Origin of the sequence: Plantibacter sp. VKM Ac-2885, from assembly GCF_015351205.1 — a bacterium.
In the GTDB taxonomy this organism is placed as follows: Bacteria; Actinomycetota; Actinomycetes; order Actinomycetales; family Microbacteriaceae; genus Plantibacter; species Plantibacter auratus.
Map to the genome: position 1 here is coordinate 2560013 of NZ_JADKSK010000001.1, position 15366 is coordinate 2575378.

A 15366-nucleotide genomic window follows, 5' to 3' on the forward strand; every position below is an offset into this window, starting at 1 on the left:
GTGGACCCCCGTACCCTGGAGCGGTGCCAGTCCCCGCCTCCGCCGACCCATGGGAGCAGTCCCTCGACGCGACGGACACGGCACCGGCGCGTCGCAGACTCCCCCTCTACGAGGCCGGCGCGATCCCCGTGCCGTTCGTCATCCGCGGCAACACCGAGCGGATCGCGCGGGACACGCACTGGGACGAGCACTCCCACCCCACGCACGAGCTCCTGTGGAACGATCGCGGCGCATCCACCGCGACCGTCGGCGAGCGCGTCTGGACCGTGACCCCGCACCACGGTCTCTGGATCCCGGCCGGTGTCCGCCACACCGGGTGGACCCCGGCCGGCACCTGGCAGCGGGCCGCGATGTTCAGCGTCGACCGCGTCCCCACGATCTCCGAGCAGCCGACCGCGGTGGAGGTGACGCCCCTGCTGCGCCTCCTGCTCGACCGGCTCGGCGACGCCGAGCTCGAGGACCGCGCGCGTGCCACCACTGAGGCGGCCATCGTGGACGTGCTGGAGCCGGCCGAGCACGAGCTGCTCCTCCGACTCCCCCGGTCAGCGCTCCTGGCGCCCATCGCCGAGCGGATACGCACGACCCCGTCCGACACGACCTCGCTCGCCGAATGGGCGACCCGGCTGGGCGTGAGCACGCGGACGGTGACGCGCGCCTTCGAATCCGAGACCGGGTTTGGGTTCACCCGGTGGGTCGCCGCCGCCCGAGCTCAGCACGCGATCACCCGGCTGACGGCGGGTGACAGCATCGACGAGGTCGCGACCGCCGTCGGGTACCGCTCGTCGACGGCGTTCGGGACTGCGTTCCGCCGCGTCACCGGCATGAGCCCCGGGCGATTCCGGAACCGCTGACGTCTGGGTCGCGAATCGATGATCGGGTGTCCGATTCGCGAAGGAACACGTCGGATCCGCTCGATTGCGCCAGGGTGGGATGCCAGCTAACTTTGGTTAGGCAATCCTTCATCATCCCCTCCTCGCGTGTGACGCCGGCCGTTCACGGCCGCCATACCCGACCCCTCGACGACGTCCTCCGACGCCGTCGTTCGTCGTGCCCGCACGCAGGTGTCAGCCAGCAGCACCCGAAAGGACCCCATGCAGCGCGCATCACGTCTCGTCGCCCTCTCCGCGGCGGCGTTCCTCACCATCGGCCTCGCGGCCTGCTCGTCGTCGTCGGCCGAAGAAGGCACCGGCAGTGGCGACGGCTTCACGCCGATCACGATCGAGCACGCCCTCGGCACCACGACGATCGACGCCAAGCCGAAGCGTGTCGCCACCGTGAACTGGGCGAACCACGAGGTGCCACTGGCCCTCGGCGTCGTGCCCGTCGGGATGGCCGCTGCGAACTTCGGTGACGACGACGTTGACGGGATGCTCCCCTGGGTCGAGGAGAAGCTCGAAGCGCTCGACGCCGAGACCCCGGTGCTCTTCGACGAGACCGACGGGATCGACTTCGAGGCCGTCGCCGACACGAACCCCGACGTCATCCTCGCCGCATACTCGGGGCTCACGCAGGAGGACTACGACACCCTCACCGAGATCGCCCCCGTCGTGGCCTACCCGGAGACCGCCTGGGGCACGTCCTGGCGCGACACCATCCTCTTCAACAGCGAGGCGATGGGCATGGCCGACGAGGGCGAAGCACTCGTGACGCAGCTCGAAGACGAGATCAGCGACGCGGCGGCGGCGTACCCGCAGCTCGAGGGCAAGACCGCGATGTTCCTCACCCACGTCGACACCAGTGACCTCAGCGAGGTCAGCTACTACACGACCCACGACACCCGCACCGCGTTCTTCGAGGACCTCGGCCTCGCGTTCCCCGAGAGCGTCGCGACGGCCTCCGCCGAGACCGAGTTGTTCTCCCTGACGCAGAGCGCCGAACAGGCCGACGCGTTCAGCGACGTCGACATCATCGTGACGTACGGCGGCGACGAGCTCATCGCGGCACTCGAGGCCGACCCGCTGCTGTCGCAGATGCCCGCCGTCGCGAACGGCGCCATCGTCGCCCTCCCCGGCACCAGCCCCCTCGGAACGGCCGCCAACCCGACGCCGCTCTCAATCTCCTGGATCCTCGACGACTACCTGAAGCTGCTCGCGCAGGCAGCTGACCAGGCGGCGTGATCACCGGTACCGCCACCCCACCCGCCTCGGGTGTCGCCGTCGTGCGACGCCCGAGGCGGGTTCGTGGGCTCTGGCTCCTCGTCGCAGCCCTCGTCCTCCTCGCCGCGATGGTCGGTTCCGTGACGATCGGATCGCGCGACGTCGACTGGTCGGCGGTCCTCGGTGCCGTCGCGGGTGGCGTGGACGGCTTCGACCAGGCGGCGGTGGCCAAGCGGATCCCACGCACGCTCCTCGCGGTCGTGGCCGGTGCGGCGCTCGGCGTCTCCGGCGCCGTCATGCAGGGCGTGACCCGCAACCCCCTCGCCGACCCGGGCATCCTCGGGATCAACCTCGGCGCCTCCCTCGCCGTCGTGACCGGCCTCGCGTACTTCGGGCTCGCAGCGGCGAGCACCACCATCTGGGTCGCGATCATCGGCGCCGGAGCCACGGCGGTCTTCGTCTACACGGTCGGCTCGCTCGGCCGAGGTGGCGCGACACCGCTCAAGCTCGCCCTCGCGGGCGCCGCGACGTCCGCCGCGCTCGCCTCCGTCATCACGGCTGTCGTGCTGCCCCGCGGCGACATCGCGAGCAGTGTGCGGTCCTGGCAGATCGGTGGCGTCGGTGGCGCCACCGTCGTCCAACTCGAGCAGGTGCTCCCGTTCCTGGTCGTCGGGTTCCTCGTCTGCCTGCTGTCCGCACGCGGTCTCAACTCCCTCGCGCTCGGCGACGAGCTCGCCGCCGGCCTCGGTGAACGCGTCGCCATCGCACGCGGTGCGGCTGCCCTCGGTTCGGTGGTGCTCTGCGGGGCGGCGACCGCGGTCACCGGTCCCATCGGCTTCGTCGGGCTCGTCGTGCCGCATGCCTGTCGGCTCATCGTCGGCGTCGACCACCGGTGGCTCCTCCCCTTCTCAGCCGTCATCGGGGCGATCCTCCTCACCGTCGCCGACGTCCTCGGCCGCATCGTCGCCCGCCCCGCGGAGATCGACGTGGGCATCATCACCGCGTTGATCGGCGCTCCGATCTTCATCGCGATCGTCCGTCGGCAGAAGGTGAGCGCTTTGTGACCGTGCGCGAACCCGTCGCGGCGCCCGGCCTCGGTGGACGGACGCCCTCGACCATCGACCGCGTCGTCGGTGGACGCCGGGTGCGCCGTCGTCGCCGGGCCGCCGTCATGACCACCCTCGCCGCGCTCATCGTCGCGGTCTTCCTGATCTCCCTGATGGTGGGCAACACCTTCAATCCGCCGAGCGACGTCGTGCGCGTCGTCCTCGGTCACGACGTGCCGGGCGCCTCCTTCACCGTCGGACGGCTGCGGCTCCCCCGAGCGGCCCTCGCGGTCGTCGCCGGGGCTTCGTTCGGCCTGGCCGGCGTCACCTTCCAGACGATGCTGCGGAACCCCCTCGCGAGCCCGGACATCATCGGCATCAGCGCCGGGTCGAGCGCGGCCGCCGCCTTCGCGATCGTCACCCTCTCGCTCGGCGCGACCGAGGTGTCGGTCTTCGCCATCGTCGTCGGCCTCGCCGTGGCGGTCCTCGTCTACGTCCTGGCCTACCGCGGCGGCGTCGCCGGAACCCGACTCATCCTGATCGGCATCGGTGTCGCCGCCATGCTCGACAGTGTGACGACGTACATCCTGTCGCGGGCGGCCCAGTGGGACCTGCAGGAGGCGACCCGGTGGCTGACCGGCAGCCTCAACGGGACGAACTGGTCGCAGGTCGGTCCGGTCGTCGTCGCGCTGCTCGTGCTCGGCCCCGTCCTCCTCGCCCAGTCCAGGAACCTCGCCGCGACCCGACTCGGCGACGACACCGCCGCCGCACTCGGCGTGCGCGTCGACCGGACCCGCCTGATCGTGATCGTCGCGGCAGTCGGCCTCATCGCGTTCGCGACCGCGGCGTCGGGCCCCATCGCGTTCGTCGCGTTCCTCTCCGGCCCCATCGCCTCGCGGATCGTCGGACGCGGCGGGTCGATGCTCGTGCCCGCCGCGCTCGTGGGTGCCCTCCTCGTCCTCGTGGCCGATCTCACCGGGCAGTACCTCCTCGGCGCGCGCTACCCCGTCGGCGTGGTGACCGGGGTGCTCGGAGCGCCGTTCCTCATCTGGCTCATCATCCGCACCAACCGCGCCGGTGGCTCGCTGTGACCGGCACACCGCCCGACCATCCCGGAGGCACCCTGTGACCACGGAACACCAGCTCCTCGTCGAGCGACTCGCGCTCGGCTACGGCGACCGGACCGTCATCGACGGACTCGACCTCCTCGTGCCGCCCGGCCGGGTGACGGCGATCGTCGGCGCGAACGCCTGCGGCAAGTCGACGCTGCTGCGATCGATGTCCCGCCTGCTGACGCCTCGGAGCGGCCGCGTCGTCCTCGACGGCAAGGACGTGCACCGACTGCCGGCGAAGCAGCTGGCACGCACGCTCGGACTGCTCCCGCAGTCACCCATCGCGCCGGAGGGGATCACGGTCGCCGACCTCGTCGGGCGAGGCAGACACCCGCACCAGGGCCTCCTCTCTCGTTGGAGCACCGAGGACGACGTCGCGGTCGCTGCGGCGCTCGACGCCACCGAGACGAGCGAGCTCGCGGACCGGCACGTCGACGAGCTGTCCGGCGGACAACGTCAGCGCGTGTGGATCGCGATGGCGCTCGCGCAGCAGACCGACCTGCTCCTCCTCGACGAACCGACCACCTTCCTCGACGTGAGCCATCAGGTGGAGGTGCTCGACCTCCTCACCGACCTCAACCGTTCCCGCGGGACGACCATCGTCATGGTGCTGCACGACCTGAACCTCGCCGCGCGTTACGCCGACCACCTCGTCGCCCTTGCCGGTGGGCGCCTCCATGCGGCGGGGACACCCCACGAGGTACTGACGGAGTCGACGGTGCGCGCGGTGTTCGGACTGCAGAACCAGGTCATCACCGACCCGACCTCGGGCAAGCCGCTCATGCTGCCGATCGGCCGTCACCACGTGACGGTCTGAACGGGGGCGTCACCGTCGACCGCGTCTAGGCTGGGCGCATGGGTGATGAGGACCGCAGGAAGCGAGCCGCCGAGCAGGAGGCCCGGGCGCTGCGTGCGCTCGAGTCGATCAGGAACGGCGGCGATCTCGGCAAGGAGACCCTCGACCTCTCGAACGAGTACTCCGACGGACTGCGCACCCGCGTCGCAGCGTGGTTCCGTGGCGCGAAGCGCCGGAAGGACTGACCGCCGTCAGTCCGCCTGCTCCGGGTGCACCGGGTAGTGGCTCGTGATCGAGACGCGGTTGAAGGCGTTGATCACGATCGCCAGCCACCGGACCGCGGCGATCTGACCGTTCGTGAGCGTCGACAGGTCGTCGTCCGGCAGGCGCCGCCGGTGTTGGACGTCCGCGATGAGGGTGACGTCCTCGGTGATCGCGAGTGCGGCCTGCTCCATCGGGCTGAAGTACTCGCTGTCGCGCCAGGCGGACAGGATGGCGAGGCGTTCCGTGGTCTCGCCGACCGCGATCGCATCGGCGACGTGGAGGCGCAGGCAGTACGCGCAGCCGTTGATCTGCGAGGCCCGGATGCGGATCAGCTCGATGAGCCGCTTGTCGATGCCGGCGTCGAGTGCCGCGCGACCCGCGGCACGCCCGGTCTCGACGAGCGCCTGGTAGACCTCGGGTGATTCCTTGTCGAGCCAGACGTCGGCGCTCATGGGGTTCCTCTCGTCACTGGGCGGGCGCGGTCCCGCACGCATTCGTCCAACGCTAACGCGCATGGCGGGACGACGTCAGCGTGCCGCGTCACCGTGGCGGGATGTCCTGGCGTGTGACCGGCACAGCTGGTGCGTCGTCGTGGGGTCGCAGTTCCACCCGACGACTGCCGCAGGCGGCGCACCGGAGGTAGCGCAGCGACCCCTCCGAGGTGGTGTGCGCCGACTCCGTCGCCCAGGCGTGGGGGCAGGCGTCGAGGGCGTTCGGCGAGGGTTCGGAGGACTGCGGGGGTGCGTCGAGGAGGGTCATGACTCCACCATGATGTAATGGCGTTATGCATCTCAACCCTTACGGTTCGTACGCCGTCCTCCTGGCCGCGTCGCTGGCGAACGACTGGCCCGACGACCGGGACGGCATCGTCGCCCGCACCCGCGAACACGGGATGACGATGCCCTTCGCGGAGGTGGCCCGTGACCACGCCCGCGTCCGCCAGGTCGTCGACGAGTGGCTGACCGTCGTCGACGCGGCCGACGATCAGGCCAGGGCGGCCGCGCTCAACCGCCAGATGGCTTCCGCCGCCGCGTTCCCGCGGCTGACGGACCACGACGGCGAGGGGTGGCACCTGCACTACCGCGACGAGCATCAGGCGCTCCCCGAAGTCCTGGCCGCGGTGATCAGCGTCGGGACCGCCCTCCACCTGACGACGAGGGGGATGCAGCGTCTCGGTCGGTGTGCCGCGGGGACCGAACCCGGCGACACGTGCCGGCGGGTCGTCGTCGACGTCACCCGCAACGGCCGTCAGCGCTACTGCTCGGTGCGGTGCGCCAACCGGTCGGGCGTCCGCAGGCACCGCGCACGCGCGGGCGGCTCAGCCCACTGACCGGGCGTCGGGCAACAGGAACCAGACGCTCGCTCCCCCGAGCCCCGACTCGTCGATCTCGATCCGGCCACCGTGCGCCTCGACGATGCGTCGGCAGGTCGAGAGACCGATGCCGAGGCCGGCGACCTCGCTCCCCGCCGCGCGTTCCATGAGGTCGAAGACGCGCTCACGCTGCTCCGGAGCGACGCCGGGACCGTTGTCCTCGACCGCGACCAGCACGCCGGCGGAGACCCGCTCGGCCTGGACGAGCACGTGCGGGACGACTCCGGCGGCCGCACTGAACTTCACGGCGTTCGCGATCAGGTTCTGCAGCAGGGCGCGCAGCAGCGTCTCGTCGCCGTGCACCTGGAGGCGCGTGTCGACCTCGACGGTCGCGCCGGTCGACGTGACGGTCGCGTCGAGGTCCTCGACCACGGAGGACACGAGCGGCTCGAGGTCGATCGGGACGCGTCGCGGACGGGCGCCACCGATCCGGGCGAAGTCGAGCAGGTCGGTGATCATCGCCGCCATCCGGTCGGCGGCGGACTCGGCTCGCGCGAGCGCCTTCGCCGCGTGTGGCGCGTTCACCATCTCCGGGCTGTCGGTCGCGAGCTCGAGGAACCCGGAGACCGCCATGAGCGGGTTGCGCAGGTCGTGGCTCACCTGGCCGGCGAACTGGGCGAGCTGCTCGTTGGACTGGCCGAGCTCGTAGGTGAGGCGGAGCAGCTCGAGGACGTCGACGACCTGCCTCGCGAGGAGGTCGAGGGCCTTGCCCTGTTCCGGAGTCAGCTCACGGACCCGGTCGTCGAAGATGCACAGGGTGCCGATCGGGACGCCGTCGGGGGTGACGAGCGGGCTCGACGCGTAGAAGCGGACGCTGGCGAGCTCACCGGTGACGAAGGGGTTCGCCGCGAAGCGCGGGTCCTCCCGAGCGTCCGAGACGATCGTCCGCACCTGCTGTTGGAACACGACCGCGCACATCGAGTCCTCGCGCGAGCAGCTCGCCGGTTCCAACCCGACCGCAGCGATCTGGTGCTGGAACCGGTCGTCGATGATGTTGATCACGGCGGTCGGCACGTCGCACATGGTCGCGGCGAGGTGGACGAGACTCTTGAGGTCCGTCTCGGGCGGACGACCGACGACCTGGTACTCGGCGATCGCGGAGCGCCTCGTGATGTCCTCTGCGGTGATCACGCGCGCCCTTTCGTCGTCGGAATCCGGAACGTGTCCATGCTACCCATCCAGGGCACATGCACTGCCCCGGCTGTCGGATACGTCCGGGATGTGCCACTCCCTACCCGGACGGTCGACCGTCGCTCACGCGAGCTGGAGACGTCTCCAGGCGAGTTCGGCGAGCACCGCGGACTGCAGGTCCAGGACGCCGTCATCGAACACCGCGCGTTCGGAATGCAGGGCGACGGAGCCCTCATCGGGGGCGGCACCGACGAAGACGAGCGTGCCGGGGACCTCGTCGAGGATGTAGGCGAAGTCCTCCGACGCCATCGACGGCACCTCCTGCCGGACGACCCGGTCGGGCCCCACGAGCGCGTCGAGCGTGCTGAGGACGAACCGCGTCTCCTCCGGGTCGTTGACGGTGACGGGGTAGGACGCGATGAACGTCGACTCGAGGGTGCAGCCGTGCGCCTCGGCGATCGCGGTCAGCAACTCAGGCAGCTGCTCGCGCACCGTCTCGAGCGTCGCCTTCGACAGCGTGCGGATGTTCGCCTCCAGGCTGACGGCCGAGGCGAGCACGTTGCTGGCCTCGGAGTCGCTGCTCAGCCGGGTGATGGAGATGACGGCCTGGTCGGTGGCCGGAAGCCGACGGGCCGCGAAGGTCTGCACGGCGAGGATGAGGTGTGCGGCGACCGGCACCGGATCGACGGCGAGGTGCGGGAACGCCGCGTGACCGCCCGTCCCGCGGACGGTGAGCTGCAACGCGTTGGCACTCGCCATCATCGCGCCCTCCCGCGTGACGAGCTGCCCGCGTGGGGTGCTGCAGTCGACGTGCAGCGCGTACGCCGCGATGGGTCGCTCTCCGGCGATGTCGAGCAGATCTTCCTCGAGCATGATCCGCGCGCCGGCCTGGCCCTCCTCCCCGGGCTGGAACATGAACACGACCGTGCCGGCGAGGTCGTCGCGACGGGCGACGAGCAGCCGGACGGCACCGAGGAGACCCGCCATGTGGAGATCGTGGCCGCAGGCGTGCATGGCCCCGGAGGTCGATGCGAACGGCAGCCCGGTCGCCTCGGTGACCGGCAGACCGTCCATGTCGGCACGGAGCAGCACGGTGGGGCCCGGGGCGCCGCCCCGGAGGACGGCGACGACCGAGGAGAGTCCGATGCCCGTCGTGACCTCCAGGCCGAGGCCCTCGAGTTCGCGCAGGATGATCCGCTGGGTTCCGGGCAGGTCGAGGCCGACCTCGACGGCCTGGTGCAGTTCGCGTCGGACGGCGATCAGTTCGTCGCGCAACGCGGTCGCGTCCTCCTGGAAGCCGGTCACGAGCGCACCCCGTCGTCCTGCGGCGAGCGCCGGTACACCTGCTCGCCGCGGATCCAGGTCTCGGCGACCCGGACGGTGGCGATCTCGTCCGCGGGGACGGAGAAGACGTCGCGGTCGAGGACGGCGAAGCTGCCGTCGTATCCCGTGGCGATCCGACCGACGCTGTCGAGCGGCGAGAGCAGGCCGGCTCGTCCCGTGTACAGCAGGAGCGCCTGGGCGACGCTGATGGCTTCCTCGGGGACGAAGTCGGCGCCGTTGTAGGCCTGTCGTCGGACGGCGGCCTCGACGGAGAGCATGACGTCGTCGGCGCCGCTCCAGGCGGTGGCCGGGCGGTCGGAGGAGAGCGCGAGCGGCCCGATGGTGCGGAACAACCGGGCGATCGGGTAGGCGTCGGGGACCTGTTCGGCGCGGAGGGCGAGCTCGTAGCCGTCGTATTCGGCGAAGAAGAACACGGTGTGGGTGGCGATCCCGAACGTCATGCGCGCGGAGCGGAGCCGTTCGGCGTACTCCTCGCTGATGATGGTCGCGTGCTCGATGCGGACGGACGGGATGCCATCGAGCCAGGGCTCCTGGTCTTCGAAGAGGCTCGCGACGCGGTCGAGGGCGCGGTCACCCATGGCGTGCACCGCGAGCTGGACGCCGTTGCGGCGAGCCCAGGCGCCGGCTGCGAGGACGTCGTCGTCCTCGACGAGTCGGAGTCCGTGGTCGCAGGATTCGGGATACGGTTCGGCGACCCAGGCGGTGCGGTTCGAGTAGGCCCCGTCGAGGACGACCTTCACCCCGCCGATGCGGATCAGCCCCTCGCGATCGTCCGGAGTGAGCTCGGCGAGTGGCGCGGAGGGGTCCCAGCCCGGGTAGAGGGCGACGCGGGTGCGGAGCCCCTTGGCGGCAGCGGCGCGGAAGGCGTCGAGGGGGTCGTGCAGTCGGTTGGACAGCAGGTCGCATACGGCGACGATCCCTCGCGAGGCCAGTTCCTCGCCGATCGCGACGAGCGAGGCGACCTGTTCGTCTCGTTCCGGCACCGGGATGAACCTCGCGACCGCCTCGACCGCGGCGATCTCGGTGAGGACACCGTTCGGCTCGCCGTCCGGTCCGCGTTCGAAACGCGCACCGGCCGGGTCGGGTGTGGCGGCCGTGATGCCCGCGAGGCGGAGCGCCGCGGTGTTGCAGACGGCGGAGTGGGCGTCGCAGCGCCAGACGAGGACGGGGCGTTCTGCGGACACCGCGTCGAGGTCGGCTGTGGTCGGCATCCGTCCCTCGGGGAACTTCGTGTCGTCGAACCCTCGGCCGAGCACCCAGGCGCTCGGCGCGGTCAGCGTCGCCTGGTGCTCTCGCAGCCGCTCCACGAGTCCCTCGATGGAGACCACTGACGGCGGGAAGCACTCGGCGGCCACGGCGGTGGCAGCCATGAGCGCCGGGTGGGTGTGGCTGTCGATGAGGCCGGGGAGCACGGTGCGTCCGCCGAGGTCGACCGCGGGTTCCCCCGCGACCGCGGACGCCTCCCCTACCCAGTCGAACCGGCCGTCGACGATGCGAAACGCGGAGGCGAAGCCCGTCTCGTCGGTGCCGGTGAACACCCGGGCGTTCGTGAAGAGCTGCGAGTGGGTCGGCGTCGCGGTGTCGGTCTGCGTCATGGTAGGGGTATCCGTCTCGGTCTCAGCTGCCATCAGAACGCGCGCCAGGTGAAGCGTCCGCCGAGCAGGGTCGCGGCGACCGGCATCGACCGCAGCCGCTCAGCGTCGGCGTCGAACGGGTCGAGGTCCGTGATGACGAGGTCGGCGGGCTGCCCGACCGCGATCGAAGTGCGGACGCTCGCGGCCAGGGCCACGTCCAGCGGGAGCCGTTGCTCGGGGTGCCAGGCGTCGCGGCCGTCGCGACTCCGGCTCGTCGCGGAGGCGATCGCCTGCCACGGGTCGAGGGGCGAGACCGGAGCATCCGAGCCGAGTCGGAGGCCGACGCCTGCGCGGTGCAGGGATCCGAACGCGAAGGCGCGACCCGTGCGGCCGCTCCAGTGGCGGTCGGCGACGTCCCGGTCGTCCATCGCGTGCTCGGGCTGCACGCTCGCGATGAGCCCGAGGCTCGCGAACCGGGCGAAGTCCTGCTCGCGCACGAGCTGGGCGTGCTCGATGATGCCGCGCATCCCGAGCGCTTCGAAGGTGTCGAGGACCTCGGTGTTGGCTCGGTCGCCGATCGCGTGGACGGCAGCCTCGATCCCGGCGCCCCTCGCTCGTTCCAGCAGTCGGCGGAGCTCGTCGACCGAGACGCTCTCGACCCCGCAGGCGTGCGCACTCGACGGGTCGACGCCCGGATACGGGTCCCAGCACCAGGCGGTCCTCGTGTTGAGGGAACCGTCGACGACGACCTTGAGTCGCCCCATGGTGAGGAGTCCGGCCGGGTCGATCGCGTCGCCGGTGCGGAGTCCCGCCGCGATGACGGACTCCAGCCTGTCGGGCCACGCGGCGGCCTCGATCCGCAGGCTCGTCGCGCCGTCCGCGATGCGCTCGGACCATTCGCCGAGATTGTCGGTGTTCTCGAACTCGACGACCCCGACGACGCCGCGTCGGGCTGCCGCGTCGGCGGCATCCCGGTAGGCGTGCGCGGCGAGCCCCGAGTGCTGATCGATCCGCTGCAGCGCCTCGATCCACGGCGCCTCGGCGATGACCCCGCTCGCGTCGAGGTCCAGACCGAGTCGTCGCGCGGCGCGCGTGTTCATCCAGGCGCAGTGCAGGTCGCCGCTGACAAGAACGACGGGTACGTCCGATTCGGTGGCCTCCAGCGCGGCGAGCGTTGCCGGCTGCGTCCACAGGCCGTCGCGGAACCCGTACCCCATGAGGAACCCGTCAGTGAGGGGTGCATCGGTGTCGACCGCGCGACGGACGGCCGCGAGGACGTCGGCCGCGCTGGCGGTCTCCGTCAGGTCGATCCGTCGCCGCTGGATCACCCACTGGGTCATATGGACGTGGGCGTCCCAGAGCCCCGGTCCGATCGTGCGTCCGGCGACGTCCACGACCTCGCCGGACGCCGGGGCCGTCCCGGCCGGTCGGATCTCGGCGATCCGACCGTCGCGGACGAGGATGTCGACGGGCTCGCTGCCGGAGGGTCGCGCGTTCCGGAGCGTGAGGTCGGTCGCGGTCACCGTGCCGGTGTCCCGTCGTCGGTGGTCGGCGCAGCTGTCCCCGTGTCGAGCCCGTGGAGAGCAGCCATGCGGGCGGCGAGGGGCACGTTCTGGTACGGACCCGGCTCCCCGAGCGCCGTGACCACCCGTTCGACGACCTCGGCCGGCTTGTCCTGGCTCATCTTCTCCTTGGCCTCGAACCGGGTCACGCGCAGGCGGAATCCGACCGTCCCATGGACGATGCGTGCCGCGTACTCGCTGTTCGCGATCGTCCCGTTCATGAGGTACGGCTCGGGCAGCACACGCTCGAAGTGGGCGACGAGGCGGTCGAGCACCTGCAGGTTCTCCTCGTCCGAGAGCAGTTCGGGCACCCCGTACAGGTGCGCTACCGCGAAGTTCCAGGTGGGGACGGCCGGCGACGTGTCGTACCAGCTCGGCGACACGTACCCCTGGGGGCCGTAGACGATCACCATGGCCTCGTGCTGACCGAGCTCGTGCAGTCGCTCATCCGGCCGCCCGACGTGGCTGAGGAGCACGATCCCGTCCTCGTCCTCCTCGAGCAGGACCGGATAGTGCGAGGAGACGAGCCCACGACCGGGGACGTGACTGACGACCGTCGCCCAGGGGTGCTCGCGCACCAGCGCGCGGACCGCTTCGACGTCGCCCTGGACGTACTCGGTGGTGTGCCTCATCTGCCGCCTCCTGCGGTGCTCGGGGTGTCGACCGCGGACGCTGCGGCCGCCAGGGCCGTCGCCACGTTCGAGGGGGCTGCGACGCCCCGGACGCGCGCCAACCAGGCGGTCGTCGCGGCGAGGGCCCCGAGGTCGAGCCCGGTCTCGATCCCGAGCCCGTGGAGCATCCACACGAGGTCCTCGGTTGCGAGGTTACCGGTGGCGCCCTTCGCGTACGGGCAGCGACCCAGGCCACCCACGGAGGAGTCGAACTCGGCGACGCCCAGCGAGAGCGCCGCGTACACGTTGGCGAGTCCCTGCCCGTAGGTGTCGTGCAGATGCAGCGCGACCGCCTCGACCGGGATCCCGGCGGCGAGCACGTCCCGGACGACCCGGGTCGTGAGCCCGGGCGTCCCCACCCCGATCGTGTCGCTGACGGCGACCGTCGAACACCCGGCGCGGTACAGCCGCACGGCGGCCTCGACGACCGTCGCCGGATCGACCGCACCCTCCCAGGGGTCCCCGAACGCCATCGACACGTAGCCGCGCACCGGCACCCCCTCCGCGGTCGCGGTGGCGACGACCTCCTCGGCCCGTTCGACCGCCCCCTCGCGCGAGGTGTTGAGATTGGCCCTGGCGAACGACTCCGACGCGCTCACGACGACGGAGACCTCCCGGACACCAGCGTCGATCGCCCGATGCAGGCCGCGCAGGTTCGGCACGAGGCCGACCGCCCGCGCACCCGTCGGCACCTCGAGGCCAGCGACGAGCCGTTCCGCATCCGCGAACTGCGGGATCCAGGTGGCCGGCACGAAACTCGTCACCTCGAGGTCCCGCGACCCCGCCTCGTACAGACGCCGACAGAGCTCCGCTTTCACCGCCGTCGGCAGGATGTCCGTCTCGGCCTGCAGCCCGTCGCGCGGAGCCACCTCGTAGACGCGCACCCGTGTCGGGAGACCGTCCACCGGTTCCATCCGGGGCTGCGGAAGGCCGCTCATGCCGACGTCGCCCGGAGCTCGTCGAGCACCTCGCGCGCGTACTCGACCCGGATCCGACGGTCGGCGACGATCCTCGCCGCGACCGCCCCGATCTCGTCCACGGTCGCGCCGGCGCTCGCCGCGATCGTCCGGGCGTGCAGGGTCATGTGGCCGCGCTGGATGCCCTCGGCGGCGAGCGCCCGACACGCGGCCAGGTTCTGGGCGAGGCCCACGGAGGCGATGACGGCCGCGAGTTCCCGGGCCGTCTCGACGCCGAGGAGGGTCACGCCCGCCTGCGCCGTCGGGTGTGCCTTCGTCGCTCCACCGACGAGTCCGACGGCCAGAGGGACCTCGATCGTGCCGACGAGGTTCCCGTCGGCGTCCTGCTCGAACTGCGACAGCGCCGCATAGCGACCGGACCGCGCCGCGTGAGAGTGGCAGCCGGCCTCGACCGCCCGGGTGTCGTTGCCCGTGGCGAGGACGACGGCCGTGATGCCGTTCATGATGCCCTTGTTGTGGGTGGCCGCCCGGTACGGATCGGCCTCGGCGAACGCGCTCGCGGCGACGATGTCGGCGACGACCTGCGCACCACCGAGGAGGTCGGCGTCGAACACCGCCCTGGCACGGGTGATGCGCTGATCGGCCTTGTTCGTGAGGATCCGCAGGAGGGTCCGCGATCCGGCGATCTCGGCGATGCGGGGCGCGATCGCCTCGGCCATCGTGTTCACGGCGTTCGCGCCCATGGCGTCGCGGACGTCGACGTGGAGGTGGACGATGACCTGCGTCCCCACGCGTGTCGGCAGGATCCGGACGTCGATGTCTCGGGCGCCACCGCCGAAGGAGACGAGGATCGGGTCGAGCTCGTTCGCGAGGGCGAGCAGTTCGTCTCTCGCCTCGAGGACACGGAGCCGCGCGGCGTGCGGGTCGACCGCGTCGAGGATCTGGATCTGCGCGATCATGACGTCGCCCGACGACGACGTCCGGAAACCGCCGTGCACGCGCGCGATGCGGGCGGCGTTGGAAGCCGCGGCGACGACGCTCGGCTCCTCGGTCGCCATGGGGACGAGTCGGTCCTCGCCGTCGATGGTGAAGTTCGTCGCGACGCCCACCGGGACGGCGATGACGCCGACGACGTTCTCCACGAGGTGGTCCGCCTGGGCGATCGACAGGCCGGTGTCGGGTCGCAGTGCGGCGAGCGCCTCCGCCGCGATCCCGGCCCCCTCGGCGACGAGGTCGAGCCGCTCGTCCGGCGTGTGGTCGCGCAGCCCCTGGATTCGGCTGTTTCTCGGCATGGGTCGCCCTTCGGTACAGGCAGACACCGGATCCTCGGTGCTGCGGTCAAGACGACCCTAGGAGCGGTGATCGTCGACGACGATGGGTGGATGACTCAGCGGATCGGCGATCGTGTGGGTGGATCCCACACCCCGCTGGACCGGCCGTCGCTTTAGACTCCTGAGGGACCAGTCAGGAGACCCGATGCG

The 15366-nt window shown here is 71.3% G+C and carries 16 protein-coding genes; 7 read left to right on the plus strand and 9 right to left on the minus strand.

What is annotated here, in order from left to right:
* Nucleotides 1-23 precede the first annotated feature (23 nt).
* From ITJ66_RS20175 to ITJ66_RS12250, 6 genes are all read left to right on the plus strand, one after another.
* A complete protein-coding gene (locus tag ITJ66_RS20175) occupies nucleotides 24-851 on the plus strand; it encodes an AraC family transcriptional regulator (RefSeq protein WP_194644682.1) in 828 nt (275 codons plus the stop codon).
* A gap of 240 nt (nucleotides 852-1091) precedes the next feature.
* Entirely contained in the window at nucleotides 1092-2117 is a 1026-nt protein-coding gene (locus ITJ66_RS12230) for an iron-siderophore ABC transporter substrate-binding protein (protein WP_194644683.1), read from the plus strand.
* Nucleotides 2117-3160, plus strand: coding sequence for an iron ABC transporter permease (locus tag ITJ66_RS12235; protein ID WP_240044008.1), 1044 nt, complete (start codon nucleotides 2117-2119; stop codon nucleotides 3158-3160). Before ITJ66_RS12230 ends, ITJ66_RS12235 begins: the two co-directional genes overlap by 1 nt.
* Nucleotides 3161-3162: 2 nt before the next feature.
* A complete protein-coding gene (locus tag ITJ66_RS12240; RefSeq protein WP_370582640.1) occupies nucleotides 3163-4233 on the plus strand; it encodes a FecCD family ABC transporter permease in 1071 nt (356 codons plus the stop codon).
* Nucleotides 4234-4267: 34 nt separating this feature from the next.
* Nucleotides 4268-5071, plus strand: a complete 804-nt coding sequence (locus tag ITJ66_RS12245) for an ABC transporter ATP-binding protein (protein WP_194644684.1) — start codon at nucleotides 4268-4270, stop codon at nucleotides 5069-5071.
* Between the two features lie 38 nt (nucleotides 5072-5109).
* Nucleotides 5110-5295 carry a hypothetical protein gene (locus ITJ66_RS12250; protein WP_192017873.1) on the plus strand — a complete coding sequence of 62 codons (186 nt, stop codon included), beginning with the start codon at nucleotides 5110-5112 and terminating at the stop codon, nucleotides 5293-5295.
* Between the two features lie 6 nt (nucleotides 5296-5301).
* Here the strand turns inward: ITJ66_RS12250 and ITJ66_RS12255 are convergent, their stop codons facing one another.
* Together ITJ66_RS12255 and ITJ66_RS12260 are read right to left on the minus strand one after the other, a co-directional pair.
* The gene (locus ITJ66_RS12255; protein WP_194644685.1) at nucleotides 5302-5766 is read right to left on the minus strand and encodes a carboxymuconolactone decarboxylase family protein; all 465 of its coding nucleotides are present in this window, start codon (nucleotides 5764-5766) and stop codon (nucleotides 5302-5304) included.
* Between the two features lie 88 nt (nucleotides 5767-5854).
* Nucleotides 5855-6073, minus strand: coding sequence for a hypothetical protein (locus tag ITJ66_RS12260; RefSeq protein ID WP_137241575.1), 219 nt, complete (start codon nucleotides 6071-6073; stop codon nucleotides 5855-5857).
* Between the two features lie 25 nt (nucleotides 6074-6098).
* Here ITJ66_RS12260 and ITJ66_RS12265 point away from each other — a divergent pair, with 25 nt between their 5' ends.
* The gene (locus ITJ66_RS12265) at nucleotides 6099-6644 is read left to right on the plus strand and encodes a CGNR zinc finger domain-containing protein (protein WP_194644686.1); all 546 of its coding nucleotides are present in this window, start codon (nucleotides 6099-6101) and stop codon (nucleotides 6642-6644) included.
* On the opposite strand, the gene ITJ66_RS12270 is transcribed toward ITJ66_RS12265, so the two are convergent.
* From ITJ66_RS12270 to ITJ66_RS12300, 7 genes are all read right to left on the minus strand, one after another.
* Nucleotides 6633-7817, minus strand: a complete 1185-nt coding sequence (locus ITJ66_RS12270) for a GAF domain-containing sensor histidine kinase (protein WP_194644687.1) — start codon at nucleotides 7815-7817, stop codon at nucleotides 6633-6635. The two genes, ITJ66_RS12265 and ITJ66_RS12270, sit on opposite strands and share 12 nt — an antisense overlap.
* 123 nt (nucleotides 7818-7940) lie before the next feature.
* Entirely contained in the window at nucleotides 7941-9122 is a 1182-nt protein-coding gene (locus ITJ66_RS12275; protein ID WP_137241572.1) for a M20 family metallopeptidase, read from the minus strand.
* Nucleotides 9119-10756, minus strand: a complete 1638-nt coding sequence (locus tag ITJ66_RS12280) for an amidohydrolase (protein ID WP_194644688.1) — start codon at nucleotides 10754-10756, stop codon at nucleotides 9119-9121. Before ITJ66_RS12280 ends, ITJ66_RS12275 begins: the two co-directional genes overlap by 4 nt.
* Nucleotides 10757-10788: 32 nt before the next feature.
* Nucleotides 10789-12258: an amidohydrolase family protein gene (locus ITJ66_RS12285; RefSeq protein WP_194644689.1), complete on the minus strand. Its 1470-nt coding sequence runs from the start codon at nucleotides 12256-12258 to the stop codon at nucleotides 10789-10791.
* A complete protein-coding gene (locus ITJ66_RS12290; RefSeq protein ID WP_194644690.1) occupies nucleotides 12255-12929 on the minus strand; it encodes an FMN-binding negative transcriptional regulator in 675 nt (224 codons plus the stop codon). Before ITJ66_RS12290 ends, ITJ66_RS12285 begins: the two co-directional genes overlap by 4 nt.
* On the minus strand, nucleotides 12926-13906 hold the full coding sequence (locus ITJ66_RS12295; protein ID WP_194644691.1) for a hydroxymethylglutaryl-CoA lyase: 981 nt from the start codon (nucleotides 13904-13906) through the stop codon (nucleotides 12926-12928). Before ITJ66_RS12295 ends, ITJ66_RS12290 begins: the two co-directional genes overlap by 4 nt.
* Nucleotides 13903-15177 carry a hydroxymethylglutaryl-CoA reductase, degradative gene (locus ITJ66_RS12300; RefSeq protein ID WP_192017864.1) on the minus strand — a complete coding sequence of 425 codons (1275 nt, stop codon included), beginning with the start codon at nucleotides 15175-15177 and terminating at the stop codon, nucleotides 13903-13905. Before ITJ66_RS12300 ends, ITJ66_RS12295 begins: the two co-directional genes overlap by 4 nt.
* Nucleotides 15178-15366: the final 189 nt, after the last annotated feature.

Coding starts and splice junctions, on each gene's coding strand:
- ITJ66_RS12230 (WP_194644683.1), top strand. CDS start 1,092: ATGCAGCGCGCATCACGTCTCGTCGCCCTCTCCGCGGCGGCGTTCCTC.
- ITJ66_RS12250 (WP_192017873.1), top strand. CDS start 5,110: ATGGGTGATGAGGACCGCAGGAAGCGAGCCGCCGAGCAGGAGGCCCGG.
- ITJ66_RS12255 (WP_194644685.1), bottom strand. CDS start 5,766: ATGAGCGCCGACGTCTGGCTCGACAAGGAATCACCCGAGGTCTACCAG.
- ITJ66_RS12260 (WP_137241575.1), bottom strand. CDS start 6,073: ATGACCCTCCTCGACGCACCCCCGCAGTCCTCCGAACCCTCGCCGAAC.
- ITJ66_RS12265 (WP_194644686.1), top strand. CDS start 6,099: ATGCATCTCAACCCTTACGGTTCGTACGCCGTCCTCCTGGCCGCGTCG.
- ITJ66_RS12280 (WP_194644688.1), bottom strand. CDS start 10,756: ATGACGCAGACCGACACCGCGACGCCGACCCACTCGCAGCTCTTCACG.
- ITJ66_RS12290 (WP_194644690.1), bottom strand. CDS start 12,929: ATGAGGCACACCACCGAGTACGTCCAGGGCGACGTCGAAGCGGTCCGC.
- ITJ66_RS12295 (WP_194644691.1), bottom strand. CDS start 13,906: ATGAGCGGCCTTCCGCAGCCCCGGATGGAACCGGTGGACGGTCTCCCG.
- ITJ66_RS12300 (WP_192017864.1), bottom strand. CDS start 15,177: ATGCCGAGAAACAGCCGAATCCAGGGGCTGCGCGACCACACGCCGGAC.